Source organism: Enterobacter sp. 940_PEND (assembly GCF_001059415.1).
GTDB lineage: Bacteria > Pseudomonadota > Gammaproteobacteria > Enterobacterales > Enterobacteriaceae > Enterobacter > Enterobacter cloacae_M.
The window spans coordinates 1-26,647 of record NZ_JUMS01000099.1 but is presented as its reverse complement, the minus strand read 5'-3'; the positions used below and the strand labels follow the sequence as shown (position 1 = coordinate 26,647).

Here is a 26,647-nt window from a genome sequence, read left to right as displayed (position 1 = left end):
AATTTTACCATTCAGGAGGGCCGATGAGCCACTTAGACAACGGTTTCCGTTCACTCAACCTTAAACGTTTCCCGGAAACGGATGACGTTAACCCGCTTCAGGCGTGGGAAGCGGCGGATGAATATCTGCTGCAGCAGTTGGATGAGACTGAAATCCGCTGCCCGGTTTTGATCCTGAATGACGCCTTTGGCGCGCTGGGCTGCGCCCTGGCGGAGCACACGCCTTACAGTATCGGCGATTCCTACCTGAGCGAGCTGGCGACGCGTGAAAACCTGCGCCATAACGACATCGAAGAATCCAGCGTGAAGTTCCTCGACAGCACCGCGGACTACCCGCAGGCGCCGGGCGTGGTGCTGATCAAAGTGCCAAAAACCATGGCGCTGCTGGAGCAACAGCTGCGCGCGCTGCGTAAGGTCGTGACGCCGGAAACGCGCATTATCGCGGGAGCCAAAGCGCGCGATATTCACACTTCGACGCTCGAGCTGTTCGAGAAGGTCCTCGGCCCGACCACCACCACGCTGGCCTGGAAAAAAGCGCGCCTGATCAACTGTACCTTCAGCGCACCGGAGCTGGCCGACGCGCCGGAGACCCTGAGCTGGAAGCTGGAAGGGACCGACTGGACCATCCACAACCACGCGAACGTCTTCTCCCGCACCGGGCTGGATATCGGCGCGCGTTTCTTTATGGAACATCTGCCGGAAAATCTGGAAGGTGAGATTGTCGATCTGGGCTGCGGTAACGGCGTGATTGGGCTGACGCTGCTGGCGAAGAACCCGGACGCCAGCGTGGTGTTCAGCGACGAATCGCCGATGGCGGTGGCCTCCAGCCGTCTGAACGTGGAAACCAACATGCCGGAAGCGCTGGACCGCTGCGAGTTTATGATCAACAACGCGCTGTCCGGCGTAGAGCCGTTCCGCTTCAACGCCGTGTTCTGCAACCCGCCGTTCCACCAGAAGCACGCCCTGACGGATAACGTCGCGTGGGAGATGTTCCACCACGCGCGCCGCTGCCTGAAAATCAACGGCGAGCTATACATCGTTGCGAACCGCCACCTGGACTACTTCCACAAGCTGAAGAAGATTTTCGGTAACTGCGTCACCATTGCGACGAACAACAAGTTCGTGGTGCTGAAGGCGGTGAAGCTGGGACGTCGTCGTTAAATAACCAGTGCAAGCTGGGTGCCCTGCGCAATTGCCCGCCGCGCATCCAGCTCCATCGCCACGTCGCACCCGCCAATCAAATGCACCGTTTTACCGGCTTCGCGCAGCGGATCGGCCAGATCGCGCTTCGGCTCCTGCCCGGCGCATAAAATCACATGATCCACACGTAACAACTGCGGCTCGCCGCCGATCGTGACGTGCAGACCCTCATCGTCGATCTTCTGATAGCTTACCGCCGGGATCATCTTCACCCCGCGCGAGAGCAGGGTGGCACGGTGGATCCAGCCCGTGGTTTTGCCCAGCCCTTCGCCCGGTTTGCTGGCCTTGCGCTGCAGCATCACGATCTGGCGTGGGCTTTTCGGCAGCTGTGGCCCTTCCGGGCGCAGCCCGCCGGACTGGTTCAGGCTGGTGTCGATGCCCCATTCCACGCAAAACTCGGCAATGTTCTGGCTGGTGGCCTCGCCCGGCTGGCTTAAGTACATTGCGGTATCAAAGCCGATCCCGCCGCAGCCGATAATCGCCACCTTCTCGCCGACCGGCGTTTTGTCACGCAATACATCCAGATAGCTCAACACCTTCGGATGATCGATACCCTCGATCGCCGGCGTGCGCGGCACGATCCCGCTCGCCAGGATCACCTCGTCGAAACCGATCAGATCCGCTGCGCTGACAAACTGGTTAAGCCGCAGATCGACGCCCGTCAGCTCGATCATCCGGCGGTAGTAGCGCAGCGTTTCATAGAACTCCTCTTTGCCGGGGATCTGTTTGGCGATATTAAACTGCCCGCCAATCTCCGCCAGCGCATCAAACAGCGTCACGCTGTGCCCGCGCGAGGCGGCATTCACCGCAAACGCCAGCCCCGCCGGGCCTGCGCCCACCACGGCCAGGCGTTTTTTACTGACCGCCGCAACGATCGGCATTTTGGTTTCATGGCAGGCGCGCGGGTTAACCAGGCAAGAGGTGACCTTGCCGACGAAGATCTGATCCAGACAGGCCTGGTTACAGCCGATGCAGGTGTTGATCTCATCCGCACGGCCGCTTTGCGCTTTGGAGAGCAGTTCGGCATCCGCCAGGAACGGGCGCGCCATCGACACCATATCGGCGTCGCCTCGCGAAATCACATCGTCCGCCACCTGCGGATCGTTAATGCGGTTAGTGGTGACCAGCGGAACAGAGACTTTGCCTTTCAGTTTCCGTGTTACCCAGCTGAACGCCGCGCGCGGCACCGGCGTGGCGATAGTCGGGATGCGCGCCTCGTGCCAGCCGATGCCGGTGTTGATAATCGTGGCACCTGCGGCTTCAATCGCCTGCGCCAGCTGCACGGTTTCGTCGAACGTGCCGCCGCCTTCCACCAGGTCGAGCATCGACAGGCGGAAGACGATAATAAAGTCTGCGCCCGCACGTTCGCGCACCGCGCGCACCACCTCCACGGCAAAGCGCATCCGGCGGGCATAGTCGCCACCCCATTCGTCGTCGCGCTGGTTGGTGCGGGCCGCGAGGAACTCGTTAATCAGATAGCCTTCTGAGCCCATCACCTCAACGCCGTCGTAGCCCGCCTCGCGGGCCAGCGCCGCGCAGCGGGCAAAGTCGTCGATCAGCGCCAGGATCTCATCGTGGCTGAGGGCGTGAGGTTTAAAGCGGTTGATTGGCGCCTGAATGGCCGACGGCGCGACCAGGTTCGGCTGATAGCTGTAGCGTCCGGTGTGCAGGATTTGCAGGGCGATTTTACCGCCCTCGCGGTGTACCGCGTCGGTCACAATGCGGTGGTGCGGCAGCTGTGACGCATCGTTCAGGACCGCGCCGCCCTCCATGCCCACGCCGGAAGGGGCAGGGGCCACGCCGCCGGTGACAATCAGCGCCACACCGTGGCGGGCGCGCTCGGCATAGAAGGCTGCCAGACGCTCGGCCCCGTCCGGATGCTCCTCCAGCCCGGTGTGCATCGAGCCCATCAACACGCGGTTTTTGAGTGTGGTGAACCCCAGATCGAGAGGGGCGAATAACGACGGGTAGCGGCTCATAGTCTCTTCCAGTGTAAAATTATTGTTATGTGGTCGGATGAGTTACTAATTTAGCCAGCGGGGAGTAAAAGGGAAAAGGCGAATGCAGTGATTGTGATGGGATTCAAATATTGGTGTGGCCTGATGCCCTCACCCTAACCCTCTCCCACGGGGAGAGGGGACGTAATCTCCCTCTCCCTTAGGGAGAGGGCCGGGGTGAGGGGGATGTCCGCACCAGCCCCGGGGCCTGCCACATCGACGTCGTTAGCCCGCTGTCCACCAGCCCGAGCTGGTCCGCGTACACTGCCTGCCATTTCTGCATCATGCCGTCGTACAGCTCGCGGTGCTGCGGGTTCGGCGTGAACTCGCGGCTCCACTTCACCAGCCGCTCGCCCGTCGAGGCCATATCGGCAAACAGCCCCGCGCCCGCGCCGGCGGCAATCGCGCAGCCGAGCGCCGTTGCCTCTTTCACTTCCGGCACGCGCACCGGCAGCCCGGTGACGTCGCTTAAAATCTGACTCCACAGGGCGCCCTTAGCCCCGCCGCCCGCAAACACCAGGCTTTCAAACGTCACGCCGGAGAAGCGCGAGATCTGCGCCAGGTTGCAGGCCGAGACAATCGCCGCGTTCTCCTCCAGGGCGCGGAACAGCGTCGCTTTGTTGCACTTTTCCGGGTCGATGGAGAGGTTAATAAACGACGGCGCGGCGTGGTACCACTGCTTGAAATGCATCGCGTCGGAGAAGATCGGCATCACCCCGTGGGAGCCCGCCGGCACGCGGCTGGCCATCTCTTCCAGCAGGGAATAGGTGTCCATCCCCATTCGCTCGGCAATCAGCTTTTCCTCGGCGCAGAAGGCGTCGCGGAACCAGCGCATGGTCAGCCCGGTAAAGAAGCTGATCGACTCCGCCTGCGCCATGCCGGGGATAACGTGCGGGTTCACGCGGATGTTCATGTCGGGGTCGGTGCGCACCTGCGGCAGATTGACCACCTGCTGCCAGAAGGTACCGCCCAGCACCGCCGTCTGGCCGGCGCGGACCACGCCCAGCCCCAGACAGCCCAGCTGCACGTCGCCGCCGCCCATGACGACCGGCGTGCCTTCGCGCAGGCCGCTTTGCTGTGCGGCCTCTCGGGTGATAGCGCCCAGCACGGTGCCGGTCTCTTTTACCGGGGAGAGAATATCGGCACGCAGCCCGGCCATGTCCAGCAGCGCCGGACGCCAGTCGCGGGAGAAGAGATCCAGCATGCCGGTGGTGCCCGCGTTAGACGGGTCGACCGCCAGCTCGCCGGAGAGCTTCGCCGCCAGCCAGTCGCTGATCATGGTGATGGTCGCGGCCTTGCGGTAAATATCCGGGCGATGGTGCGCCAGCCACAGCAGGCGCGGCATGGCGCTCAGCGCCAGCGTCTGGCCGGAAACCTCATACACCTCGGATTCAAAACGATCGTCGTGGATCTCTTTGAGTTCGGCCACCTCGCGGCTGGCGCGGGCGTCGACGTTGGCGCAGGCCCAGATGGCCTCGCCGTTGCGGTCATACAGCACGATCCCTTCGCGCATTGAGCAGCAGGCGACAGACTTAATATCCGCCGCGCTCAGGCGCGCACGTTCCAGCGCCTGATGAATGCACCGGCAGGCCAGCAGCCAGTTGGTCTCGAGGTCGAACTCCATCGATCCCGGCACGTTCTCCACGCTCAGGTGCTTCCACTCGGCCTGGCCGACGGCAATCTGGTTGCCCTGTAAATCGAAAATAACGGCGCGAACGCTGCCTGTCCCTGCATCTAACGCTAAAAGGTAACTCATGAGCTTGCCTCGTTGTTAGCGCAGGGCCTGCCCGTTACGTCAGGGCCAGCACCGCGCGGGCTGTCGTCTCCTCCGTCACCAGGCCATTGATACGGCGACCCTTCAGTGCGGCATAAATCGCATCGGCTTTCTCTTCCCCTCCGGCCACGCCAACGATGGTGGGCAGCTGCGCCAGTTCATCGAGCGTGACGCCCAGCAGTTCTTTGTGGATCTCCAGCTCCTCAACGCACTCGCCTTCGGCATTGAGGAAATAGCCGAGAATGTCGCCGACCGCGCCTTTGCGGGCGTACATCAGCTGTTCACCTTCGCTGATATAGCCGGATCGCAGTATCGTGGCGTCACGGCGCTGGTTCACTGAACCAATGCCGACCACTGCCACGTCGGCGGCGGTCGCGGCGAGGATCACGTCCCGTACGCTGGTCTCGCGTTTTAAGATCCCGGCAACCTCTGCGGATGACACGCGAAGCGGGGCGGGGATCATGCTGACGCTGCAGGCCGCGTCCAGCTGGCCGATACCGGTCATATACGGCCCGACGCCGCCGGAGAGCGTCACCAGGCGGATCTGCTGCGAGCTGATAAAGCCGCTCAGGTGCTGCAGGCTGCTCATGGTGGTTTCACCAAACCCCACCGCCAGCAGCTGGCCGGGCTCCAGCACGCCCATCAGCGACTGCGCCGCGCCAATGCCGAGCCGCACGTTCATCGGCGGCGTATTTAACGCGGGCATCACGCGCACCAGCTTCAGGCCAAAGCGCTGCTGTAGCTCGGTTTCCAGCGACAGGCAGCCCTCGTAGCGGGAGTTAATCTGCACGCGGATCACCCCTGACTGACGGCCTTTTTCCAGCAGGCGGGAGATCTTCAGGCGCGGCAGCCCGAGCCGCTCGCCGATGTCGTTCTGGGTTAATCCGTCGTGGTAGTAGCACCAGGCCACGCGCGCCACGAGTTCCTCTTCCGCCAGTGCCAGCCCGGCAAACCGTCCTTCTTCCGCAGTGCGTTTATCGCTCATAGTTGAACTCTTATAAAAATTTAGATCATATGTTCGTGATGGCGCGAAGGGAAAGTGTGAGCCACGCGACAAAACGGATCTTTTCGATCGTTTCTGGTTTATCTGTATCTCAATCGATAAAACTGTGATCCCTGCACGGTTGTAAATATAGTTCACCGTCTACGCTTTTGAACATTATTAAATCTAAAAATCATTTGTTCAATAGCGGAGCGATGATGACACCACTTCTCGACGCGCGGAATATCAGCAAGCAGTTCTCAGGCGTGCCGGTCTTGAAAGGCATTGATTTCACGCTGCTTGCGGGCCAGGTGCACGCCCTGATGGGCGGAAACGGCGCGGGAAAATCGACGCTGATGAAGATCATCGCCGGGGTGGAAACGCCGGACAGCGGTGAACTTTGTGTCGAGGGGCAGTCATATGCGCGGCTCACGCCCGCTCAGGCGCACGGGTTAGGCATTTATCTGGTGCCGCAGGAGCCGCTGCTGTTCCCCAACCTGACGGTGCGGGAAAATATCCTGTTTCGCCTGCCGCGCGAACGCGATCTGGAAAAGCGGCTGGCGGAGAAGCTCCAGCAGCTACAGTGCCAGCTTAACCTCGACGCCGCTGCCAGCACCCTGGAAGTGGCGGATCAGCAGATGGTGGAGATCCTGCGCGGGCTGATGCGCAACGCCAGGATCCTGATCCTCGACGAACCCACGGCCTCCCTCACGCCCGGCGAAACCGAGCGGCTGTTCCGCCAGATCCGCGCCCTGCAGGCGCTCGGCGTCGGGATTGTCTTTATCTCGCACAAGCTGCCGGAAATTCGCATGCTTTCGAGCCACGTCTCGGTGATGCGCGACGGCGCGGTGGTGCTGAGCGGCGAAACCGCGCAGTTTGACGACAGCGCCCTGATCGCCGCCATGACGCCGGTAAGCCGGGAGAAATCCCTCAGCGATACGCAAAAGCTGTGGCTGGCGCTGCCGGGCAACCGCCGCACCCAGCCGCAGGATTTCCCGGTGCTGCGCGTTGACGATCTCACCGGGGAAGGGTTTATCGATCTCAGCCTTGAGATCTACGCCGGAGAGATCGTCGGCCTGGCCGGGCTGGTGGGATCCGGGCGCACCGAGTTTGCGGAAACGCTCTACGGCCTGCGGCCCGTGCGCGGTGGGCGCGTCTGGCTGGAAAACCAGGAGATCACCGGCGATCCGGTAAGTTCACGCCTGGAAAAAGGGCTGGTTTACCTGCCGGAAGACAGGCAGGTGTCCGGCCTGTTCCTCGACGCGCCGATCCGCTGGAACACGGTGGCGCTGAACGAGCCGTCGATTTGGCAGCGGCGCAAGCGGGAGTCTGCGGTGGTGGAACGCTATCACCGGGCGCTGGGGATCAAGCTCAACCATGCGGATCAAACCGTGCGCACGCTCTCCGGCGGCAACCAGCAGAAGGTGCTGCTGGCGCGCTGTCTGGAGGCCAACCCCTTATTACTGATCGTCGATGAACCGACGCGCGGGGTGGACGTCTCGGCGCGCGCCGACATCTATCAGCTGCTTAAAAGCGTGGCGGCGCAGAACGTGGCGGTGCTGATGATCTCAAGCGATCTCGACGAGTTTCCGGGGCTCGCGGACCGGGTGCTGGTGATGCATCAGGGCGTGCTCAGCGGCGAGCTGCCGCGCCACGCCGTCAGCCTCGACAGGATGATGGCGCTGGCGTTTGGAGGGCAATCATGAAGACCTTACTCAAAAACCGCGAGCTGAGCGCGTTTCTCGCCATTCTGGCGCTGTTCGCCGTGCTGGTGGCGCTGAACCCGTCATACTTCAGCATGCAGACACTGGGGATGATCTTCGCCAGCTCGCAGATCCTGATCCTGCTGGCCATCGGCGCGGCGCTGGTAATGCTGACCCGTAATATCGACGTGTCCGTCGGCTCCATCGTCGGGCTGTCCGCCATCGCCGTCGGCGTGGCGCTTAATAGCGGCTACAGCCTGCCCGTTTCCATTCTCTTCGCGATGTCTATTGGCGCGTTGGCCGGGGCGTTCAACGGGTTCCTGGTGGTGGGGCTGCGCATCCCGGCGATTGTCGCCACCCTCGGCACGCTGGGGCTGTACCGCGGCGCGATGCTGCTCTGGACCGGCGGAAAGTGGATTGAAGGGCTGCCGCCCTGGCTGAAATCCCTCTCTGAGCCTGCCGCCATCGGCATTTCGCCGCTCGGCATGCTGGTGTTGATTATCGCCGTCGTGGGCGCATGGACGCTGTCGCGCACCGCGTTCGGGCGTGATTTCTACGCGGTGGGGGATAACCTCGCCGCCGCGCGCCAGCTGGGCGTGGCGGTGAACCGCACCCGCATGATCGCCTTTACCCTGAACGGCATGCTGGCGGCCTGCGCCGGGATCGTTTTTGCCGCGCAGATTGGCTTTGTGCCCAACCAGACCGGCAGCGGGCTGGAGATGAAGGCCATCGCCGCCTGCGTGCTCGGGGGGATTTCGCTGCTGGGCGGCACGGGCACGCTGGTTGGCGCGTTGCTCGGCGCCTTCTTCCTGACCCAAATCGACACCGTGCTGGTGCTGTTCAGGCTCCCGGCGTGGTGGAACGACTTTATCGCCGGGCTGGTGCTGCTGGGCGTTTTGGTGCTCGACGGGCGCCTGCGCCAGGCGCTGGCACGCCATCAGCGGGCGCTGAAGTACGGCCGCTTCCAGCCGGGTAACAAAGGGGGAAAGCACGTCACCCCGTTTCCCAAACGCAAAAAAGAGGTGGCGTAAATGAGGCTTAACTGGGAAAGCGCGCTGCTCATTTTGCTGGTGCTGGAGATCCTGCTCTTCGGCGCCATCAACCCGCGCATGCTCGACATCAACATGCTGTTATTCAGCACCAGCGATTTTATCTGCATTGGCATCGTGGCGCTGCCGCTGACGCTGGTGATTATCAGCGGCGGGATCGACATCTCCCTCGGCTCGACCATCGGTCTGTGCGCGATTGCGCTGGGGGTGATGATGCAGGCCGGGTGGCCGATGGCGGTCGCCATTCCGCTGACGCTGCTGCTGGGACTGCTGTGCGGGCTGGTAAACGCGGCGCTGATCCACTACACCGGCATCAGCCCGCTGGTGATTACCCTCGGCACGCTCTACCTCTACGGCGGCGGGGCGCTGCTGCTCTCCGGCATGGCGGGGGCCACGGGCTATGAGGGCATCGGCGGCTTCCCGGACAGCTTCACGGCGTTCGCTAACCTCACGGTGCTGGGTCTGCCGATCCCGCTGGTGCTGTTCGCGGTGATTACCGTTTTCTTCTGGCTGATTACCCACCGCGGGCGCTTTGGCCGTCACCTGTTTTTGATCGGGCAAAACCCGCGCGCGGCGCGCTATGCGGCGCTGTCGGTGAACGGCATGCCCTACGCGCTGTACGGCCTGGTGGGCGTGGCCTCGGCGATTGCCGCGCTGGTGATGGTCTCCTATTTCGGCTCCGCGCGTTCGGATCTGGGGCGTGATTTGCTGATGCCTGCGCTCACCGCCGCCGTGCTGGGCGGGGCCAATATCTACGGCGGGTCAGGTTCGGTTGTCGGTACGGCGCTGGCGGCGCTGCTGGTGGGCTACCTGCAGCAGGGTTTACAGATGGTCGGCATCCCTAACCAGGTGTCGAGCGCGCTGTCAGGGGCGCTGCTGGTTGTGGTGGTGATGGGACGTTCGCTGAGTCTGCACCGCGAGTGGGTGCGTTCTCTCTTTAGAAAACTATCCGGAGCGTAAGATGAAAACAAAACTGATAGTCCTGGCAATGGCCCTCAGCTTCGCCTCGGCGCAGGCGGCGGACCGCATTGCCTTTATCCCGAAGCTGGTGGGCGTGGGGTTCTTCACCAGCGGCGGCAACGGCGCGAAAGAGGCGGGGAAAGACCTTGGCGTGGACGTGACCTACGACGGCCCGACCGAGCCGAGCGTCTCCGGCCAGGTGCAGCTCATCAATAACTTCGTCAACCAGGGCTATAACGCCATCATCGTCTCCGCCGTGTCCCCGGATGGGTTGTGTCCGGCGCTGAAGCGCGCGATGCAGCGCGGCGTCAAGGTCCTGACCTGGGACTCCGACACCAAACCGGAGTGCCGCAGCATCTACATCAACCAGGGGACGCCGGAACAGCTCGGTGGCCTGCTGGTTGAGATGGCGGGCAAGCAGGTCACCAAACCGAACGCTAAAGTGGCGTTCTTCTACTCAAGCCCGACCGTCACCGATCAGAACCAGTGGGTGAAAGAGGCGAAGGCCAAAATCGAGAAAGATCATCCCCAGTGGCAGGTCGTGACGACCCAGTTTGGCTATAACGACGCCACCAAATCCCTGCAGACTGCCGAAGGGATCTTAAAAGCGTATCCGGATCTGGATGCGATCATCGCCCCGGACGCCAACGCGCTGCCGGCGACGGCGCAGGCGGCGGAAAACCTGAAGCGGGAAGGGGTGGCGATTGTTGGCTTCAGCACACCGAACGTCATGCGACCGTACGTTGAGCGCGGCACGGTGAAAGCCTTTGGCCTGTGGGACGTAGTGCAACAGGGCAAAATTGCGGTCAATGTCGCCGATCGCCTGCTGAAAAAAGGCGATCTTAACGTCGGCGACAGCGTGGACGTAAAAAATATCGGCGCGCTGAAGGTCGAACCGAACAGCGTGCAGGGCTACCAGTATGAGGCGAAGGGCAACGGCATCGTGCTGCTGCCGGAGCGGGTGGTGTTCACCAAAGAGAACATCAGCAAATACAATTTCTGACGGGGGAGCAAATGGCTGATTTAGACGACATCAAAGACGGCAAGGATTTTGGCATCGGCACGCCGCAGAAGAATGTGCCTTACACCCTGAAGGGCTGCGGCTCGCTGGACTGGGGCATGCAGTCCCGCCTGGCGCGCATCTTCAACCCGCAGAGCAACCGCACGGTGATGCTGGCCTTTGACCACGGCTACTTTCAGGGGCCGACCACCGGCCTTGAGCGCATCGATCTCTCCATCGCGCCGCTGTTTGGCGAAACCGACGTGCTGATGTGCACCCGCGGCATCCTCAGGAGCCAGGTGCCAGCCGCGACGAACAAACCGGTGGTGCTGCGCGCCTCCGGCGGTAACTCGATTCTGGGCGAGCTGTCGAACGAGTGCGTGGCGGTGGCGATGGAAGATGCGCTGCGCCTGAACGTCTGCGCGGTGGCGGCGCAGGTGTATATCGGCAGCGAGTTTGAGCATCAGTCGATCAACAACATCATCAAGCTTGTCGATGCGGGCGCGCGCTACGGCATGCCGACGCTGGCAGTGACGGGCGTCGGTAAAGAGATGGCGCGGGACGCGCGCTATTTCTCGCTGGCCAGCCGCATCGCCGCCGAAATGGGGGCGCAGTTCGTCAAAACCTACTACGTGGACGAGGGCTTTGAAAAAGTGACCGCCAGCTGCCCGGTGCCGATTGTGATCGCCGGGGGCAAAAAGCTGCCGGAGCACGAGGCGCTGGATATGTGCTGGCGGGCGATCGACCAGGGCGCGTCCGGCGTGGACATGGGGCGCAATATCTTCCAGTCCAGCGCGCCGCTCGCCATGCTGAAGGCGGTGAAAAAAGTGGTTCACGAGAACTGGAACGCCCGCGATGCGTTCCAGTTCTGGCAGGAAGAGAAACAGGGAGAAGCAAAATGAACGTGACGCTGGTTGAGATCAACATTAAGCCCGAGCGGGTGGACGAGTTTCTGGAGGTGTTTCGCGCCAACCACGAGGGGGCAATCCAGGAGCCGGGAAACCTGCGCTTTGACGTATTGCAGGACCCGAGGGTGAAGACCCGGTTCTTTATCTACGAAGCCTATAAAGACGAAGAGGCGGTGCTGGCGCACAAGCAAACCCCGCACTATCTGGCGTGCGTGGATAAGCTTGAGGAATTGATGTCGGAGCCGCGCAAGAAACGCAGTTTTGTGGGGCTGTTGCCGGAGTAGCGGAGTTACCCGACAGAGCCTGTCTGTCGGGTAAACACGTTGTCAGAAATTAACCTTCTGCAGTGTCATTATCAAATTATCAGCACTGTATTTACTCAGTAGCTTTTCATCCACATGGGGGAGAGGGCTTTGCAAAAAGTCCTGAAGACCTTCAAGATCATCCACGTTATAAATAAAGATTCGTGCAGGGTCGTAAAGATCCATGCTTCGAATCGACGCGTTTGTGGTAATTAATTTTTTATTGAAAATAAGTGCTTCCAAAGCACGTAGCGTTAATCCTCGTTGCTCTGGTTTATTGATTTCCAGTAAAGCAGAGGCGTGCTTCACCTTCTCAATGTTTTCGATGTAGCTAAGCCTTTTATTTTGACAGTTGTCCGGATAGCTATCATGATTATTGTATTTATCCAACAGATAAAAATCGGGTTTATAACCGCTATTCTCAAGTTCAGGCGTAAGTATTTTTAGGATTTCTGCACGAATCGGTTCATAGCCTCCAACAAAAAAACAGCGCTTATTCTCGATCTTGCTTTCTTTTTGTAACCGTTGAATTTCATGCAGGCTGAACGGTAAAAATTGCTCAATCATTGCCAGGCTATAGCGTTGGCAGTCAGCAGAGTCAAAACTAAATATTACGTCAAATACCGGGCGAACCGTTTCGATATAGTCTTCGTCTTCTTTGAGTTGACCCAGGAGGCGGCGCTTGCGTGTTAAGGCCACAACCGAATCGCGCAGGATTAACACTTTTTTGCACGGCATGCTGGCAATATAATCCAGGAAGGGGAAAACGCTATAGCCGTTACATATTACAATATCATCTGGTTTTATCGCTGATAATTTAACTGCACAATGAAAACGTTTATGCCATTTTTTTAACAGCGTGCCGGGCATAAGGGCATTAACTGATTTATAGCGCCGCATAATACGATTAATTTTCATGACGGGATAATCCTTCGCCAGAGAATTAAGCATCATAATTTCAAAATCATTTACCCATTCCAGAAAATAGTAGCGCATGGTCCCTCAAGGTTGATGGTCGATTTTTTCCAAATGATATCCTATTCCAAAGGGAGAATCATTATGCCGGTATGCTGAGGTTGTATTGCTTTTGTAGGCCGGGTAAGCGCTAGCGCCACCCGGCGTTGTTCAGGCCAGCACCAGATCCGCAATTATTGCAGCAAGCGCTTCGCGCGGCTCACCCTGAATAGCCTGAAGGGGGAAGGGTAGCGCGGGCGTTTCCACTTTCCCCAGCATTTCTGCCGCTGCCGCTACCACCCGCAAACTACCATAATGGCGGAACAGCGCCCAAAGCGGCTCCAGCCGCTCGGATTGTGCCGACTCTTTCGAACGGGCAATCGCCAGCGCTGTTTGCGGAAACAACCCGCCGACCACTGAGTACCAGACGTCAAACCCGGCCTGCAGGGCGGAGGCCGCTCGCCAGTCACCGGCGATGCCCAGCGTGACGGTATCCGGAAGACGAGCGCGTACCTGCGACAGGTCCTCCGGCACGCGGCCAAGCTTTATGGACCCTATATTCGGCAGGGCCGCGGCGGCAAATAACAGTTCATCGCTAAACGAAAAACCAGTCGTGGCGGGATTATCGTAAATGCACAGCGGTACGGAGATCTGGCGGGTCACCGTCTCATAGAGATGAAACACTTCGTCTTCCGTTAATCGCTGGTACGACACGGGTGCCAGCAGTACGCCGGAGACTCCTGCCGATTGCGCGTCGTCAGCCAGACGCAGAATATCGTCCAGCCGCAATGCGCCGATGCTGACGATGACCGGAATGTCATCAGCATGCGCCACCGCGCAGCGTGCGATCCGACCGCGCTTTTCAACGGTCAGATAGGCGTAACTTCCCGTTGAGCCCAAAATGCCGAGTGAATCCACGCCAGCGTCGACCACGGGGCGCAGAAGATTGATGAAGGAGTGCTCGTCAAACGTCCCCTCTTTCAGGGGGGTTAACGGAAACGCGCTTAACCCGTGAAACATCGTGATGTCCTCCTACAGCGTCAGCAGCTGAACCCGAGCCGTGGCTCCCGGCATCAGCCGCTGCAGGTTGTTGACCAGCTCTTCTCCTGCCTCTTCCAGTGCCGCAAGCGGCATTGACGGCAGGCTTTCAAGAATAAACCACATAGATTGTGCCTGGCTGTCCAGACGGGTACGGACCCCCTGTCGCCAGTTCCAGCGGCGGCAGGTGACGCCGAGGTCGTCTCGCCAGATAACCTCGCCAGCATCCGGGTATTCCACCACCGGCTCTCCCTCCTTAAAGGTATCAAACGGCTCGCTGCCGTCTGCCAGCGTCAGGCGCGGCGCACCCGAGTACGCCGCGAGATTTTCCCCACCCACCGGAATGGCATAGCGAATGCTCACCGCGTTATAGATATCCACCACCGGATCCAGCGACGGCAGCGAACCGTCTTTCAGTACCCGCTTGCGCAGGGCGGAAGCCGAGCAGGGCGTGCGTTTCGGTTTCGCGCCGAAGGCTTTAAACACCTCATCCCAGTCTGAAAGATGTGCATCAGCCCACGGCACATCATCATTCAACATCAGCTGGCAGGCCTGCGCCAGCGCGGCGGGCGCAACCTCCGGGTGGGTAATCGGCGCAGCTTCAACCAGAATGCTCAGCGCCCGAAAGCCCGGGGCAATCCCGGCAAGACGCGAATCTATTGACGGCGTAACGAGAGACATAAATAATCCTGTATTGACTGTTTTATACCATGGTAGTGACCAATGACTGTTAAAGTCAATATAATGACTGATTCGGGTGCCGATGTTGCCCAGGTAAGCCTGGCCGTGGCGAACCGCATCCGCAACTGGCGTAAAGAGAAAAAGCTGTCGTTGGACGAGCTGTCCCGCCGGGCCAGCGTCAGTAAAGGCATGCTGGTGGAGATCGAAAAGGGCGCAGCCAACCCCAGTATCGCCATCTTGTGCAAGCTGGCCGCCGCGCTCGGCATCTCCGTAGCGGATATCGTCAACGTCTCCAGCGAGCCGCTGGTGCATGTTATCGAAGAGGCCGCGATTCCGGTTCTGTGGCAGGGCGCACAGGGTGGATGCGCCAGACTGCTGGCGGGAACGGCAGGCCCGGATATGATTGAGCTATGGCAGTGGGAGATGCAGCCGGGAGAGCGCTTTACCTCTCCGGGGCACCCGGCGGGAACCTTTGAGCTGCTGCACGTGAACGAAGGCGTTTTAACGCTGACGGTGGACGAGACGGTGACGCAGGTTGCTGCAGGCAAATCGGCGGTGGCGAAAACGGAAGCTGCGCACGGTTATGCCAATGAGGGAAAAAACGTTCTGCGCTTTACCATGACGGTGGCGGAGTTCCACCGCTAAAAAACCCGGGCCTGCAACTGCCTGCAGGCCCGGTGATTTTTTACGCCTCTTCCACACTTATTCTCAGCGCTGCCAGCGCTTTACGCGCCGCTTTCAGCACCTGCTCGCACTGTTCAATCGTCAGCGTCAGCGGCGGTTCAATGCGGATGGTTTTCGAGTTGTTGAGCGTTCCGGCGACCAGCACCCGCTGGCGGAACATCTCGCTCGCGAAGCTATAGCCGGTTTCGTTATCGACAAACTCAATCGCCATCAGCATCCCTTTGCCACGCGCGTCCTGCACCAGGTCCGGATACTCCCGGCCTAGCTGACGGAAGCCGTCCAGCAGCATGTCGCCTTTCTGCTCCGCCTGGGCGGGCAGGTTTTGCTCCAGCAGTACGTTGATGGTCGCCAGCGCGGCCGCACAGGCCAGCGGATTACCGCCAAAGGTGGTGGTATGCAGGAACGGGTTGTCGAACAGCACCGAGAAGACCTCTTCAGTCGCAACCGTCGCACCAATCGGCATCACGCCGCCGCCGAGCGCCTTCGCCAGGCACAGGATGTCCGGCTGAACGTTTTCGTGCTCGCAGGCAAACATTTTGCCAGTGCGCCCCATCCCGGTCTGGACTTCGTCGAGGATCAGCAGCGCGCCAAACTCATCGCACAGCTGACGCACGGCGGGCAGATAGCCCTGCGGAGGGAGGATTACGCCGCCTTCACCCTGAATCGGCTCCAGGATCACCGCGGCCACGTCATCGCCGGTTTTACGGCATTCGCTCAGCACGGTGCGCATGGCGTTGATGTCGCCAAACGGCACGTGGCGGAAGCCCGGCAGCAGCGGCATAAACGGTTTGCGGAAGGTGGATTTGGCGGTAGCAGACAGTGCGCCCAGAGATTTACCGTGGAACGCGCCGCTGGTGGCGATAAAGGTGAATTTCCCGCGCGGTGACTGGTACGCTTTGGCGAGTTTAATCGCCGCTTCGACCGATTCCGTGCCGCTGTTGCTAAAGAAGCTGTACTTCAGTTTGCCGGGCGTTAAGGCCGCCAGCGTTTTCGCGAGCATGGCGCGAAGCGGGTCGAGCAGTTCCTGGCTATGGAGAGGTTGTTTCGCAAGTTGATTCTGTACGGCGGAAACCACAACTGGATTACGGTGCCCCACGTTGAAGATACCAAAACCACCCAAGCAATCGATAAACTCCTGTCCCTGGGTGTCGACAAGCGTGTTAAGACTCCCCGCTTGCCACTCTACGGCTCCGTAATCCCCGCCGGCGGTAACAGATTTGCGATACTCCAGAAAACCTGGATTGACGTGCTCTTTAAAGTAATCGATGACCTCTCGGTTAAGTTGTTTCATCTCCTCATGATCGAGCGTTCGCTTCTCAATGAGATTCAGTGCGTGCGCGGTACAGGCAAGAGCCGAGGCGCTGGAAGGTAACCTGTTCAAAATGTGCTCCCGGGGATCGCGTATCACATGATACTGGTTTAAGTATTGCAGGGATTACGCCACTTCAGATGACTTAACGAAAATCGGGATAAACGCCAGGTTAAAATAATGTTGCACAATATTTAATCATGCCGGAGCAACCGAAACGGGATTTAGCGGTACAGGACAGAAAGGATAAATGAGGGCGGAAAACCGCATCTGCACTAAAGAAGTGCATTCGCTGCAACTTAAGTGGGCATTAACTGGTCATGCTTTACAGGTAATTTCTTTGCGAAAGTATTTGAAATCAATGAATTATAAAATCGTACAAAAAGTATGGTTTAAGTGAAATCTGCGATCTTCATCAAGTTTAACAACTAAAGATAAATTGTTTACCGCCGAAAAAACATTGACCCACAAAATTAACATTCAAATAACCTGCAAGGGATGCCCACGATGTCCTCTCCAACCTATGTCACCCAGAATGAATATCCTCTGGACGATGACACCACCTTAATGTCTACCACAGACGTCCACAGCTACATCACACACGCCAACGACACCTTTGTGCAGGTGAGCGGCTACCAGCTCGATGAGCTGACGGGCCAGCCGCACAATATGGTGCGCCACCCCGATATGCCAAAAGCCGCGTTTGCCGATATGTGGTACACGCTGCAGCAGGGCGAGCCGTGGAGCGGAATTGTCAAAAACCGGCGCAAAAACGGTGACCACTACTGGGTGCGTGCGAATGCGGTGCCGATGGTGCGCCAGGGGCAGGTGACAGGCTATATGTCCATTCGCGCCAAAGCCACAGCGGAAGAGATTGCCGCCGTGGAGCCGCTCTACCGGGCGCTGAACGACGGAAGCTGTAAGAAACGTATTCATAAAGGGCTGGTGGTTGGAAAAGGCTGGCTGGGCAAACTGCCGGCTATGCCGCTGCGCTGGCGCGTGCGCAGCGTGATGGCGGCGCTTTTTGCCGTTCTCGCCGCCACGCTGATCGCGACCTCCGCCGGGTGGATGCCGCTCGCTGCAGCCGCTCTGGTCATGCTGCTGGGGACACTGCTGTTTGAGCTGCAGATTGTCCGCCCGGTAGAGAATGTGGCGCGACAGGCCCTGAAGGTCGCAACCGGAGAGCGCAACAGCGTGCAGCATCTGAACCGCAGCGACGAGCTGGGGCTGACGCTGCGCGCGGTCGGGCAGCTGGGCCTGATGTGCCGCTGGTTAATCAATGACGTGTCGAGCCAGGTGGTGAGCGTCCGTGACGGCAGCGACAGGCTGGCACAGGGAAATGAAGATCTGAACGATCGGACGCGTCAGACCGTGGCGAACGTGCAGCAGACCGTCGCGACAATGAACCAGATGGCCGCTTCCGTTCAGAGTAACTCTGAAACCGCCGCCGAGGTGGATAAACTCTCCGTGGCCGCGAGCAGCGCGGCGACGAAAGGGGGCAACGCGATGCAGACCGTTGTCAAAACCATGGATGACATTGCCGACAGCACGCAGCGAATTGGCTCGATTACCTCCCTGATTAACGATATCGCTTTCCAGACCAATATTCTGGCGCTGAACGCGGCGGTTGAAGCGGCAAGGGCAGGAGAGCAGGGAAAAGGTTTTGCCGTGGTCGCGGGCGAAGTGCGCCATCTCGCCAGCCGAAGCGCCAGTGCCGCCAATGATATTCGTAAACTCATTGATGCCAGCGCCAGCAAGGTGCAGTCCGGCTCTGAGCAGGTTCACGCCGCAGGTCGCACGATGGATGATATTGTCGAGCAGGTGAAAAACGTGACGCAGCTTATCGCCCAGATCAGCCACGCGACCTCCGAGCAGGCAACCGGACTGTCAGAGTTGACCCGCGCGGTGGCCGAACTCGACAGCATCACGCAGAAAAACGCCGACCTGGTCGAAGAGAGCGCCCACATTTCTGCGATGGTGAAGCACCGCGCCGGACGCCTTAAGGATGCGGTAACTGTGCTTCATTGAGTCAGTAATGTTCTAAAAAAGCCGTTTATTTCGTAAGGAATAAACGGCTTTTTATTTTCTGGTTGTGACTATTAATGTATTTTATTGTTAATTTAATATTAAATAACTAAAGAAAGTGCCTCAGTTATTTATCCCTGCCTAAGTCAGTTATCCAGAACGCTATTTTGAAAAATACCCCTCCGGTGGTCTGGTAACGATCGATGGAGCAATATTAATAGCCTCTACCTATCCATTGCGACGGTTATGAAATAAAAAAACGATCAAACTCATAAAGTTAGCGAAATCGTTACCGATAACAGCGATCGTCTGAGAAATAATCACATCGATGGAGAAAATATGTTCTTACATGACGTAAAGATCGGCACGAAATTATTTCTGGCGTTTGGGTTCTTTATTGTCCTGATGGCGCTCAGCGCGAGCCTGTCTCTGATAAGCCTGAACCGGGCTAATAACGGGATGCAATCGATTATTACCAGCGATTATCCGACCACGGTAAAAGCGAACCAGTTAATCGATAACTTCCAGGAATTTATTAGCACTCAACAGCTGATGCTGCTGGACGAGCAGGGCACTTACACGGGGCAATCTCAGCAGCGCCTGAAAGAGATCAGCGAGCACATCACGGTGATCCTGGGCGAGCTGAACAACGCGCTGCAGGATCAAAAGTCTCAGCAGGTGCTGGCGGAGATCCGCAGCGTGCGCCAGCAGTATCTGGACTCGCGCTACCGCATTTTGCAGGCGGTGCAGAACAACAATCGTGCGGGCGCTATTCAGGAGATGATGACCACCACCCTCGCCGTGCAGCAGGCTTATAAAGCGAAGGTGAAGGAGCTGATTACCATTCAAAACAGCGAGATGCAGAGTGCCGGCGCGCAGGTGGAAGGGGATTTCAGGTCTAACCGACTGCTGCTGATCCTGCTCACGCTCTTTAGCATTGCGGCAGGCAGCCTGATTGGCTGGTTTATCGTGCGCGCTATCACTCGTCCGCTCGGCGAGGCGGTACATTTTGCAAAAGCCATTTCTGAGGGCGATCTCACGGGCAGCATCACGCCACACGGCAAAGACGAAACGGGTCTGCTGCTGCATGCGCTGATGGAGATGAAAACGCGACTGCTGGACATCGTGCAGCAGGTGCAAACCGGCTCGGAGAATATCTCCAGCGCAGCCGCGCAGATTGTCGCCGGGAACCAGGATCTGGCCGCGCGCACGGAAGAGCAGGCAAGTTCTGTAGAACAGACCGCCGCCTCGATGGAGCAGATCACCGCGACGGTGAAAAATACCGCCTCGCATACCGGGGAAGCAACCAACCTCTCGGCGGATGCCGCCACGGTGGTCAAAAACAACGGCGAGATGATGAAGCAGGTGACCAGCAAAATGCGCCTGATTAACGAGACGTCGAACCGGATGTCCGACATTATCGACCTGATCGACGCCATTGCGTTCCAGACCAACATTCTGGCGCTGAACGCGGCGGTGGAAGCGGCGCGCGCCGGCGAGCACGGCCGCGGCTTTGCGGTGGTGGCGGGTGAAGTTCGCCAGCTTGCCCAGAAGAGTGCGTCATCTGCCAGCGAGATCCGCGAGCTGATTGAGAGCTCTACCAGCCAGACCCAGGACGGGATGAACCTGGTTGAAAAAGCGAGTGCGTTGATTAATGGGATGGTCGGCAACGTGGAAGAGATGGACGTGATCCTGCGCGAAATCCGCCAGGCCAGCCACGAGCAGACGGAAGGTATCTCGCAGATTAACAGCGCGATTGGCCTGATTGATGCCACCACCCAGCAGAACTCCGCGCTGGTGGAGGAGTCCGTCGCGGCGGCAGCATCGCTTAACGAACAGGCGATGCACCTGAAGGAGCTGGTGCGCGTCTTCCGCGTGAGCGAGCACGCTCCGGCTTAATCCAGCTGGGAGATCTCGAGCGCCGCGCGGTCAATAACGCCGATAATCTGCTTGAGCTGCGCGTCGCTGAGCTCTCCCTGATTCACCTTCAGGTCTAACACCGCTTTGAAGTTATCCAGCGCCCGCTTCATCTGCGGGTTTTTGCGCAGCTGAAAACCGACGGAACGGGCTTTGATACGCACCTGGATCTGTTCCAGCTGCTTCCGGTTTTCGTCCAGCCAGCGTTGTCCTTCAGCGGTAATCGTAATCGTCTTACGACCGTTCTCTTCTTCCGTAATAGTGATAAAGGTTTGATCCTGAAGATAATCCAGGGTCGGGTAGATCACGCCTGGGCTCGGGGTGTAATTCCCCTGGGTCAGATTCTCGATCTCTTTGATCAGCTCGTAGCCGTGGCTCGCGCTGCGGGTCAGAATATCCAGAATCACCAGCCGCAGATCGCCATGGCCGAAAAAGCGCGGTCGGCGCCCGCCGCTGTCGTGTTCGTGTCGCATAGTAGCTCTCTTAATTTGATATATCTAAACTATATCTAAGATATATTCAGATGCAATCTAAAAGATCTTGCATTTTTTCTTAGTAGTAATCATTATCATTTGAAAATTGATTTAGATATATCGTATTCACCAGAGAAGGGGCTAAAAATGGCATCTACCCGTTACCCACAGCGTGTTCGTAATGACCTGCGCTTTCGCGAGCTGACGGTGCTCCGCGTTGAGCGCCCCAGCGCGGGTTTCCAGCGGATTGTTTTAGGCGGCGAGCAGCTGGAGGGCTTTAGCTCCCGCGGTTTCGACGACCATACCAAAGTCTTTTTCCCTGCCCCGGGCGCGGTGTTTGTGCCGCCGGTGGTCACCGATGAAGGTATCGACTGGGGTGACGGCGTACGTCCTCAGACGCGCGACTACACGCCGCTGTACGACGAGGCAAACCATGAGCTGGTGCTCGATTTCTTCGTTCATGACGGCGGCATTGCCAGCCGCTGGGCGGTTGAGGCAAAAGTGGGCGACAGGCTGACCATCGGCGGTCCGCGCGGTTCGCTGGTGGTGCCGGAGGATTACGCCTGGCAGCTGTACGTGTGCGACGAGTCCGGCATGCCCGCGCTGCGCCGACGCTTAGAGAGCATTGCTAAACTGCCGGTTCGCCCGGAAATTCATGCGGTAGTGACGGTCGGGGACGACTCTTATAAGGACTATCTGGCGCACCTGAGCGAATTCAACATCACCTGGGTTGTAGGCCACAGCGAGCAGGCGGTAGCGGACCATCTGGCGGCGCTGACCGTTCCTGGTGAAGACTATTTCATCTGGCTGACCGGGGAAGGGAAGGTAGTGAAGACGCTGAGCCGTCAGTTTGAAACCGACGCGATTGACCAGCAGCTGGTGCGTGCCAGCGCATACTGGCACGCCAAATAATCAGGCGGCGGAATCCAGCTGCGCTTCGCTCACCTGATGTTCGAGCGAGGCGCGGACCTCGTGCAGGGCTTTCTCCTGCTGAGCGAAGTAAGCTTCCATATTGTTCAGCGACGAGACCAGAAGCCAGGACTCCTCTTTCTCAAGCTCCGCCAGCTCGTTCACTAAAATGTCTATCTGCTCGCGAACCTGCGCCATTTTTTTGCGGATACGTTCCAGATCGTTCAGCCTATCGCTTGCCATCAATGGCTCAAAGCCCTGCTGCAGGCGGGCCACCAGTGAGCGAATGGTTTTAACGTCGCCACGCTGCTTCGCCTGGTTGAGCTGCACCATCATCGCGTTAGCTTCCTCTTTCAGATCGTCCGCCACCAGATCCGGATGGCAGAGCTTGCTCGCCTGCCGCCAGAGACGCTTCAGCTCGTTCCGATCCTCTTCCGAAAGATCCTTACCCTTGCGCAGCCGCACTTCGGCATCGTGATGCTGCTCGCGATATTTCTCGTACTCTTCGTTAGCGTCGTCTCGCGCCTGACGCGCAGGCTCCTCTTCGCGCGTTAAGCCGCTCTCCAGCTCCAGCGCTTCGGCCAGCAGGTTGGCAATCAGATTGCTTTGCTGTTCAAGATGCTTGCGCGCCTCAGCGGCCTGCACGGAGTCGGCCGGGAGATCGCGCCAGCGCTGGGTGAGCGTCGCCAGCACCTCTACCGCCTGCGCCATATAGCGCTGGCAGCGACGGTAATCTTCCTCACGGCGACGCGCTTCCGCCTGCTGACGGCGCAGGTTCAGCTCGGCCAGGGTTTTACGCAGGGCGAGGATCTGCTGCATCAGCGGCCCGAGGCGAGAGAAATAGAGATCGTTGAACTCATCAAGCTGCTGCACCCGGGCGTTGCGGCGGTCAATCAGATCGCGCAGACGTTCTTCCAGCGCCTTCAGCTCCAGCTTGCTGGCGGCCACCTGCGGATCGCGCCACTGGGTCACGGCGCGCTGGCCCTGCAGCCAGGCGGTAATTGCCGCCATCGCAGCGGTGTAGTTCTTCTTTTCAAGCGCCACGACGATTGCCTGTAGCTCATCGTCAAACGCTTCATTTTTCAGCCGTGTCAGCTGGCTCTGGATGATGTCGTCATCTTCCAGTTCAATGGCATTTTTAATGATTTCTAGCCGTTTGATCGGTGTGCTCATGATGCCTTTCGCTTTGGCGCTTAAGTATTTGAGTTAAGGTTAGTTGTTGTAAAAGCTACAGGAAATAATACACACGGATGATGATCGGCGCGATGGGGGATTTCTTTAGTTTTGCAGTTTGTGAGGTGGGGAAGTGAGCAGGAGCCTGTAAAGTGGAGGGTGAGGATAGCTCCGTTTCCTGCTCTACCTGCGAAACCACGCCTGGCTATTGGCTTTGCAGTTCCTTCAACGCGCCTTGTGCGGCATTCTCAATCTGTTTGCAGAACGCTTTAGCGCCTTCCTGGCAACTATCCGTGGCATTTCTCACGACTTTCTCGAGAGCACGATCGTTCGTGGTCGTATCGATGTGATTAATCATCCATGACTCAAAAGCGCGATCGCTTACAGATAGCTGCATGAGTTGATGGGAGGTCTTCCAGTTGTTGGCTAACAGCCCGACAATAGTCGCTGATATCCCTTCTGCGATATATCCCTCATCACACTGTCTGTAATTTTTGTAAAAAGAATGGACGCCTTGCCAGTCCTGAATGGCAGAGGCTGCGTTATCTGCCCTGTCCATTTCTTCAACAGAAGTACAGTCATTTGCATAAGCCACGCGCGATATCACTAACATAATCAAAAACAACTGCATCGTTTTCATATCAAGTTCATTCCCGGTGGGATATAGATATTTTCAAATTTCTGCGTCGCACTCATGGCCGAGCAGGCGCTGTTATTTGATACGGTGATGGTTGAGAGGGAGGATTTAGCCATGTGCTCTTTTATTTTCTTCATCGCCTCATCAGTAGTTCGGATGCATCCCATTGTCGGATGTTCTGGCCCTGGTTTATAAGGGCTATGCGCCTGACCTGAATGTACACCTACACCGGGGTGTCCGGGATAACTAAATCGAATGATTCCATAAGTCCCATACGAACCATCTTCACTATCGCCTGGGTGTAAATGTGGCTTTGATTTATCCTGTATCTGATATGTGCCGTTACTAATGTGTTTGAATGTGGCTCTGCGATCGACGTTATTATAAGCGGTCCACGTGTCAACAATAGAGCCATCACTACCTAGCAATGAAAGCGTATGGGCACAACCATCAAAAGTAAGTCTGGCCATAAATTCCTCCGCTAGGCTGTAGTTCTTTCATTCCATGAATCAGAGTGAATGAGATTGCCATCGACAAATTTCCAGGTGATTTTCTCGTAGCGTAGTTCAACGATTTCCATATGGTTAAGATGCTGGGTGTGCGGATCTTTACAGTTCGCCATTACCGGTGTAACCGAAACGACTTTGACGTTTTCCAAAAACATATTGAAATATTCCTCTTCCAGACCTGCATCGTTTATACGGTACCATTTCATCTCCGCTGATTTCAGAAGCTGCCCGGTAGATACGGCTTTGTACAGATAGGTCGAGGCGCTATCAAACTCTTTCCCGATAGTAAAAGCACCGTGTACACGTGTTCCTGTTTGTTTTCCTGTATTACCGTCTACAGGGATATGCAGGCCATGCGAAAAGGTGATCACTTCAATACTGCCTTCGCGATTTTGTACGTCAGATGACCCTTTGATGGGGGCGCCGCCGTCGTCTTTCAGAAATAAATGAGCTGGAATTGGCATGAGTTAGTTTCCAAATGGCTGGTAAATTATTTATACGTTACATTATTATCTTTTTTCAATTTGTAACTTTTTTCTTTTTTTAGGATACGGTAATTAATTAATGGTATAAGGAATGTTGTTTTTATTAGCAAGGCGAATGTGTGGAGCTCTCTGTTAATGTTTAACGAAAACCTGGCTCGCTAATGTTTCAACGTAAAAAGCAGATATGTTAACCCGGCCATTAGGCCGGGATGTTATTGAAAACGCTATTTGTCTCGCTTGAAATTGGGGACATATCCTAAGTCATTCAATGCACCCGGGAATGTCTTTAACCATGTTGCTACTTTCTGTTTGTTAATATTGACCACGCTCATGCCTTCAAGACAACCCCATAATTCACGTGTATGTTGTGGCGTGATGACAATGCAATCCTTCATGACCCGAATTTTAACAGGTATACCATTAATAAAACCTGCATTAGATAGCCACTTGCCACTTAGGGGAAGGTAGTAGCAATCCACGCAAGAATAGAACTCACAGCAGGCTGTACAGTCTTCTGGTGTTTCTGCCCGAGGATGAGCGGGCGCGACATCAGTTCAGTTGCCGTGAAGTCGGCGAGTATCGTTTTTGCGTATCAGATCGCGGTTTTCAGTTATAGTTGTAAAAGCGTCTGATTCTTTTTTGAAAACAGTAAACTCTGGCTTAAAATCCATCGCAGCCATATTCAACTCCTTCTAAGTTGTTTGTGGTTAGCGGTAAGGAGGTGTTCCACCACCTTCATATCGCGAGCTATTGTCGTATTAATCTATCCTGCTTTTCATCGCTTCCTTAACAGGAATGACGTTTACGCTGAGTAAATTATATCCAACTGAATAAAAATACAGTATTGAATGATACGATAAAGTTGAAATGTGCGAGCTGGATTCAGAAATATAGGAGGCAGGAGAGGATTACATACAGCCAGTCATCATTTTTTAGTTTTCGATAAACTGTAATGATATGTTTTTTTTATATAAGACAACGTCTCGTCAGCACTCATTTCAGAGGCTAATGTTTGATATTCCCCACCTAGATCATCATAAAGATGATAGTACAACTAACTCAGATAACGACAGACTCTGGCAAAGAACCCGGGAGGAGAGTCCAGAAAAGCTGCTGCAAAACCATATAAAAGAGTCTCTGCTTTCCTTGCATCTTCGCAATGAACCAGATTCCAGAGTTGAATTTTCAGGCAGGTTAACGCACTGGCCCGTTCATCAGGATAGTTCAGGCCTGCTTCATGCAGATAAGAATCGAGATATCTTTTCAATGCTCGGTCGTCCAGGATTTTATCCAGGTTTAACGAGGCAAGGATTAATAGCGCCTCCGACTCGTCGACTGCCATGACCTGCGCCTCTGCCCATTCGAGAATTTTTTTGTCATAGTTCTCTCTGACAAACGGGTATAGCGGTTCGCCGAATTTTCTAAGGCATAGCAGATCATTAAGCGTATAAGGGTATTAAGAAGTCAGCTGCCTGGGCTCCTGATGGTGCATCAGGGAAAGGATATTAACAGCTTACTGGAAATAAAAACCCACCTGAGAAGGTAGCTAAAATTTATTGGCTTTTGCTGGACTGGGCTGGACCAGCGACCAGGCGATTATGAGTTCCTACTTGAACAATCGAAAATCAATAGTTTGCTTTATTTATCATTGACATAGGTTGCCATCATTTGCCAATGATTACCCATTCTTAGCCATTTCCACCGCCACTTTATCGCCATTACCATCAATCAACGCTGTGATGCTTGCAACTTACAAAAGTGTAAGTAAGGTGTATCATCAAAGACATGCATTAGGGGAGGTAATATATGGATTTAAATCAATTATTTAATTCAATAGAAGCTACAATGTTGGCTCGATTCAAAGAATCCGGCTTTATACATCATAGTGGCGATAAAGGTGAGAATCGAGAGGAGTTTTTAATGGATTTTCGGCTTTGTTGAATAAATCGAACTTTTGCTGAGTTGAAGGATCAGATCAC

General features: G+C 56.8%; 25 protein-coding genes and 1 pseudogene. 12 read left to right on the top strand and 14 right to left on the bottom strand.

What is annotated here, in order from left to right:
- The first annotated feature begins 23 nt into the window (after positions 1-23).
- A complete protein-coding gene (gene rlmG / locus ADJ24_RS14290) occupies positions 24-1,160 on the top strand; it encodes a 23S rRNA (guanine(1835)-N(2))-methyltransferase RlmG (RefSeq protein ID WP_023309280.1) in 1,137 nt (378 codons plus the stop codon).
- Here the strand turns inward: rlmG and ADJ24_RS14285 are convergent.
- The 3 genes from ADJ24_RS14285 to lsrR all read right to left on the bottom strand — a co-directional run bounded on the left by ADJ24_RS14285 (position 1,157) and on the right by lsrR (position 5,955).
- Entirely contained in the window at positions 1,157-3,178 is a 2,022-nt protein-coding gene (locus ADJ24_RS14285) for an NADPH-dependent 2,4-dienoyl-CoA reductase (protein ID WP_023309279.1), read from the bottom strand. The genes rlmG and ADJ24_RS14285 overlap by 4 nt on opposite strands.
- A gap of 178 nt (positions 3,179-3,356) precedes the next feature.
- Positions 3,357-4,952, bottom strand: a complete 1,596-nt coding sequence (gene lsrK, locus ADJ24_RS14280) for an autoinducer-2 kinase (RefSeq protein WP_048702694.1) — start codon at positions 4,950-4,952, stop codon at positions 3,357-3,359.
- 34 nt (positions 4,953-4,986) lie between these two features.
- Positions 4,987-5,955 carry a transcriptional regulator LsrR gene (lsrR, locus tag ADJ24_RS14275; RefSeq protein WP_023309277.1) on the bottom strand — a complete coding sequence of 323 codons (969 nt, stop codon included), beginning with the start codon at positions 5,953-5,955 and terminating at the stop codon, positions 4,987-4,989.
- A 215-nt stretch (positions 5,956-6,170) separates the two neighbouring features.
- On the opposite strand from lsrR, the gene lsrA reads away from it, so the two are divergent.
- The 6 genes from lsrA to lsrG are packed head-to-tail and all read left to right on the top strand — an operon-like array spanning position 6,171 to position 11,856.
- The gene (lsrA, locus tag ADJ24_RS14270) at positions 6,171-7,658 is read left to right on the top strand and encodes an autoinducer 2 ABC transporter ATP-binding protein LsrA (protein ID WP_023309276.1); all 1,488 of its coding nucleotides are present in this window, start codon (positions 6,171-6,173) and stop codon (positions 7,656-7,658) included.
- Complete coding sequence (lsrC, locus tag ADJ24_RS14265; protein WP_023309275.1) at positions 7,655-8,686, top strand: autoinducer 2 ABC transporter permease LsrC; 1,032 nt, start codon at positions 7,655-7,657, stop codon at positions 8,684-8,686. Before lsrA ends, lsrC begins: the two co-directional genes overlap by 4 nt.
- Positions 8,687-9,664: an autoinducer 2 ABC transporter permease LsrD gene (gene lsrD, locus ADJ24_RS14260; protein ID WP_023309274.1), complete on the top strand. Its 978-nt coding sequence runs from the start codon at positions 8,687-8,689 to the stop codon at positions 9,662-9,664.
- Position 9,665: 1 nt separating this feature from the next.
- Positions 9,666-10,667 (top strand): autoinducer 2 ABC transporter substrate-binding protein LsrB, encoded by a 1,002-nt coding sequence (gene lsrB / locus ADJ24_RS14255; protein ID WP_023309273.1) that lies wholly within the window; start codon positions 9,666-9,668, stop codon positions 10,665-10,667.
- 11 nt (positions 10,668-10,678) lie between these two features.
- Positions 10,679-11,566 carry a 3-hydroxy-5-phosphonooxypentane-2,4-dione thiolase gene (gene lsrF, locus ADJ24_RS14250; protein ID WP_023309272.1) on the top strand — a complete coding sequence of 296 codons (888 nt, stop codon included), beginning with the start codon at positions 10,679-10,681 and terminating at the stop codon, positions 11,564-11,566.
- On the top strand, positions 11,563-11,856 hold the full coding sequence (gene lsrG, locus ADJ24_RS14245) for a (4S)-4-hydroxy-5-phosphonooxypentane-2,3-dione isomerase (RefSeq protein ID WP_008503162.1): 294 nt from the start codon (positions 11,563-11,565) through the stop codon (positions 11,854-11,856). The genes lsrF and lsrG overlap by 4 nt, the downstream gene beginning before the upstream one ends.
- A gap of 42 nt (positions 11,857-11,898) precedes the next feature.
- Here the strand turns inward: lsrG and ADJ24_RS14240 are convergent, their stop codons facing one another.
- From ADJ24_RS14240 to ADJ24_RS14230, 3 genes are all read right to left on the bottom strand, one after another.
- Positions 11,899-12,870, bottom strand: coding sequence for a hypothetical protein (locus ADJ24_RS14240; RefSeq protein WP_023309271.1), 972 nt, complete (start codon positions 12,868-12,870; stop codon positions 11,899-11,901).
- Positions 12,871-12,999: 129 nt separating this feature from the next.
- Positions 13,000-13,848, bottom strand: a complete 849-nt coding sequence (locus tag ADJ24_RS14235) for a dihydrodipicolinate synthase family protein (RefSeq protein WP_023309270.1) — start codon at positions 13,846-13,848, stop codon at positions 13,000-13,002.
- A 12-nt stretch (positions 13,849-13,860) separates the two neighbouring features.
- Positions 13,861-14,547 (bottom strand): B3/4 domain-containing protein, encoded by a 687-nt coding sequence (locus ADJ24_RS14230; RefSeq protein ID WP_023309269.1) that lies wholly within the window; start codon positions 14,545-14,547, stop codon positions 13,861-13,863.
- A 42-nt stretch (positions 14,548-14,589) separates the two neighbouring features.
- On the opposite strand from ADJ24_RS14230, the gene ADJ24_RS14225 reads away from it, so the two are divergent.
- On the top strand, positions 14,590-15,192 hold the full coding sequence (locus ADJ24_RS14225) for a helix-turn-helix domain-containing protein (protein WP_023309268.1): 603 nt from the start codon (positions 14,590-14,592) through the stop codon (positions 15,190-15,192).
- A gap of 40 nt (positions 15,193-15,232) precedes the next feature.
- On the opposite strand, the gene ygjG is transcribed toward ADJ24_RS14225, so the two are convergent.
- The gene (gene ygjG, locus ADJ24_RS14220) at positions 15,233-16,612 is read right to left on the bottom strand and encodes a putrescine aminotransferase (RefSeq protein WP_023309267.1); all 1,380 of its coding nucleotides are present in this window, start codon (positions 16,610-16,612) and stop codon (positions 15,233-15,235) included.
- A gap of 435 nt (positions 16,613-17,047) precedes the next feature.
- On the opposite strand from ygjG, the gene ADJ24_RS14215 reads away from it, so the two are divergent.
- Together ADJ24_RS14215 and ADJ24_RS14210 are read left to right on the top strand one after the other, a co-directional pair.
- Positions 17,048-18,568, top strand: coding sequence for a methyl-accepting chemotaxis protein (locus ADJ24_RS14215; RefSeq protein ID WP_023309266.1), 1,521 nt, complete (start codon positions 17,048-17,050; stop codon positions 18,566-18,568).
- Between the two features lie 336 nt (positions 18,569-18,904).
- Positions 18,905-20,464, top strand: coding sequence for a methyl-accepting chemotaxis protein (locus tag ADJ24_RS14210; protein ID WP_023309265.1), 1,560 nt, complete (start codon positions 18,905-18,907; stop codon positions 20,462-20,464).
- Here the strand turns inward: ADJ24_RS14210 and ADJ24_RS14205 are convergent.
- Positions 20,461-20,955: a PadR family transcriptional regulator gene (locus tag ADJ24_RS14205; protein ID WP_023309264.1), complete on the bottom strand. Its 495-nt coding sequence runs from the start codon at positions 20,953-20,955 to the stop codon at positions 20,461-20,463. The two genes, ADJ24_RS14210 and ADJ24_RS14205, sit on opposite strands and share 4 nt — an antisense overlap.
- A 147-nt stretch (positions 20,956-21,102) precedes the next feature.
- Between ADJ24_RS14205 and ADJ24_RS14200 the strand changes: the two genes are divergently transcribed.
- Positions 21,103-21,867 carry a siderophore-interacting protein gene (locus ADJ24_RS14200; protein WP_023309263.1) on the top strand — a complete coding sequence of 255 codons (765 nt, stop codon included), beginning with the start codon at positions 21,103-21,105 and terminating at the stop codon, positions 21,865-21,867.
- Here ADJ24_RS14200 and ADJ24_RS14195 read toward each other — a convergent pair whose 3' ends face one another.
- The 6 genes and pseudogenes from ADJ24_RS14195 to ADJ24_RS14180 form a co-directional block, all read right to left on the bottom strand.
- Positions 21,868-23,037, bottom strand: coding sequence for a molecular chaperone DnaJ (locus ADJ24_RS14195; RefSeq protein WP_023309262.1), 1,170 nt, complete (start codon positions 23,035-23,037; stop codon positions 21,868-21,870).
- A gap of 205 nt (positions 23,038-23,242) precedes the next feature.
- Positions 23,243-23,677 carry a hypothetical protein gene (locus ADJ24_RS14190; RefSeq protein WP_023309261.1) on the bottom strand — a complete coding sequence of 145 codons (435 nt, stop codon included), beginning with the start codon at positions 23,675-23,677 and terminating at the stop codon, positions 23,243-23,245.
- A complete protein-coding gene (locus tag ADJ24_RS25110) occupies positions 23,674-24,144 on the bottom strand; it encodes a L,D-transpeptidase family protein (protein WP_023309260.1) in 471 nt (156 codons plus the stop codon). Before ADJ24_RS25110 ends, ADJ24_RS14190 begins: the two co-directional genes overlap by 4 nt.
- Before the next feature lie 11 nt (positions 24,145-24,155).
- Positions 24,156-24,647, bottom strand: coding sequence for an Hcp family type VI secretion system effector (locus tag ADJ24_RS14185; RefSeq protein WP_023309259.1), 492 nt, complete (start codon positions 24,645-24,647; stop codon positions 24,156-24,158).
- A 245-nt stretch (positions 24,648-24,892) separates the two neighbouring features.
- Positions 24,893-25,348 (bottom strand): annotated as a pseudogene (locus ADJ24_RS24335) (SymE family type I addiction module toxin).
- Positions 25,349-25,722: 374 nt separating this feature from the next.
- Positions 25,723-26,010, bottom strand: a complete 288-nt coding sequence (locus tag ADJ24_RS14180; protein ID WP_023309257.1) for a hypothetical protein — start codon at positions 26,008-26,010, stop codon at positions 25,723-25,725.
- Positions 26,011-26,474: 464 nt separating this feature from the next.
- Between ADJ24_RS14180 and ADJ24_RS25695 the strand changes: the two genes are divergently transcribed.
- On the top strand, positions 26,475-26,609 hold the full coding sequence (locus ADJ24_RS25695) for a hypothetical protein (protein WP_265093045.1): 135 nt from the start codon (positions 26,475-26,477) through the stop codon (positions 26,607-26,609).
- The last annotated feature ends 38 nt before the right edge of the window (positions 26,610-26,647 follow it).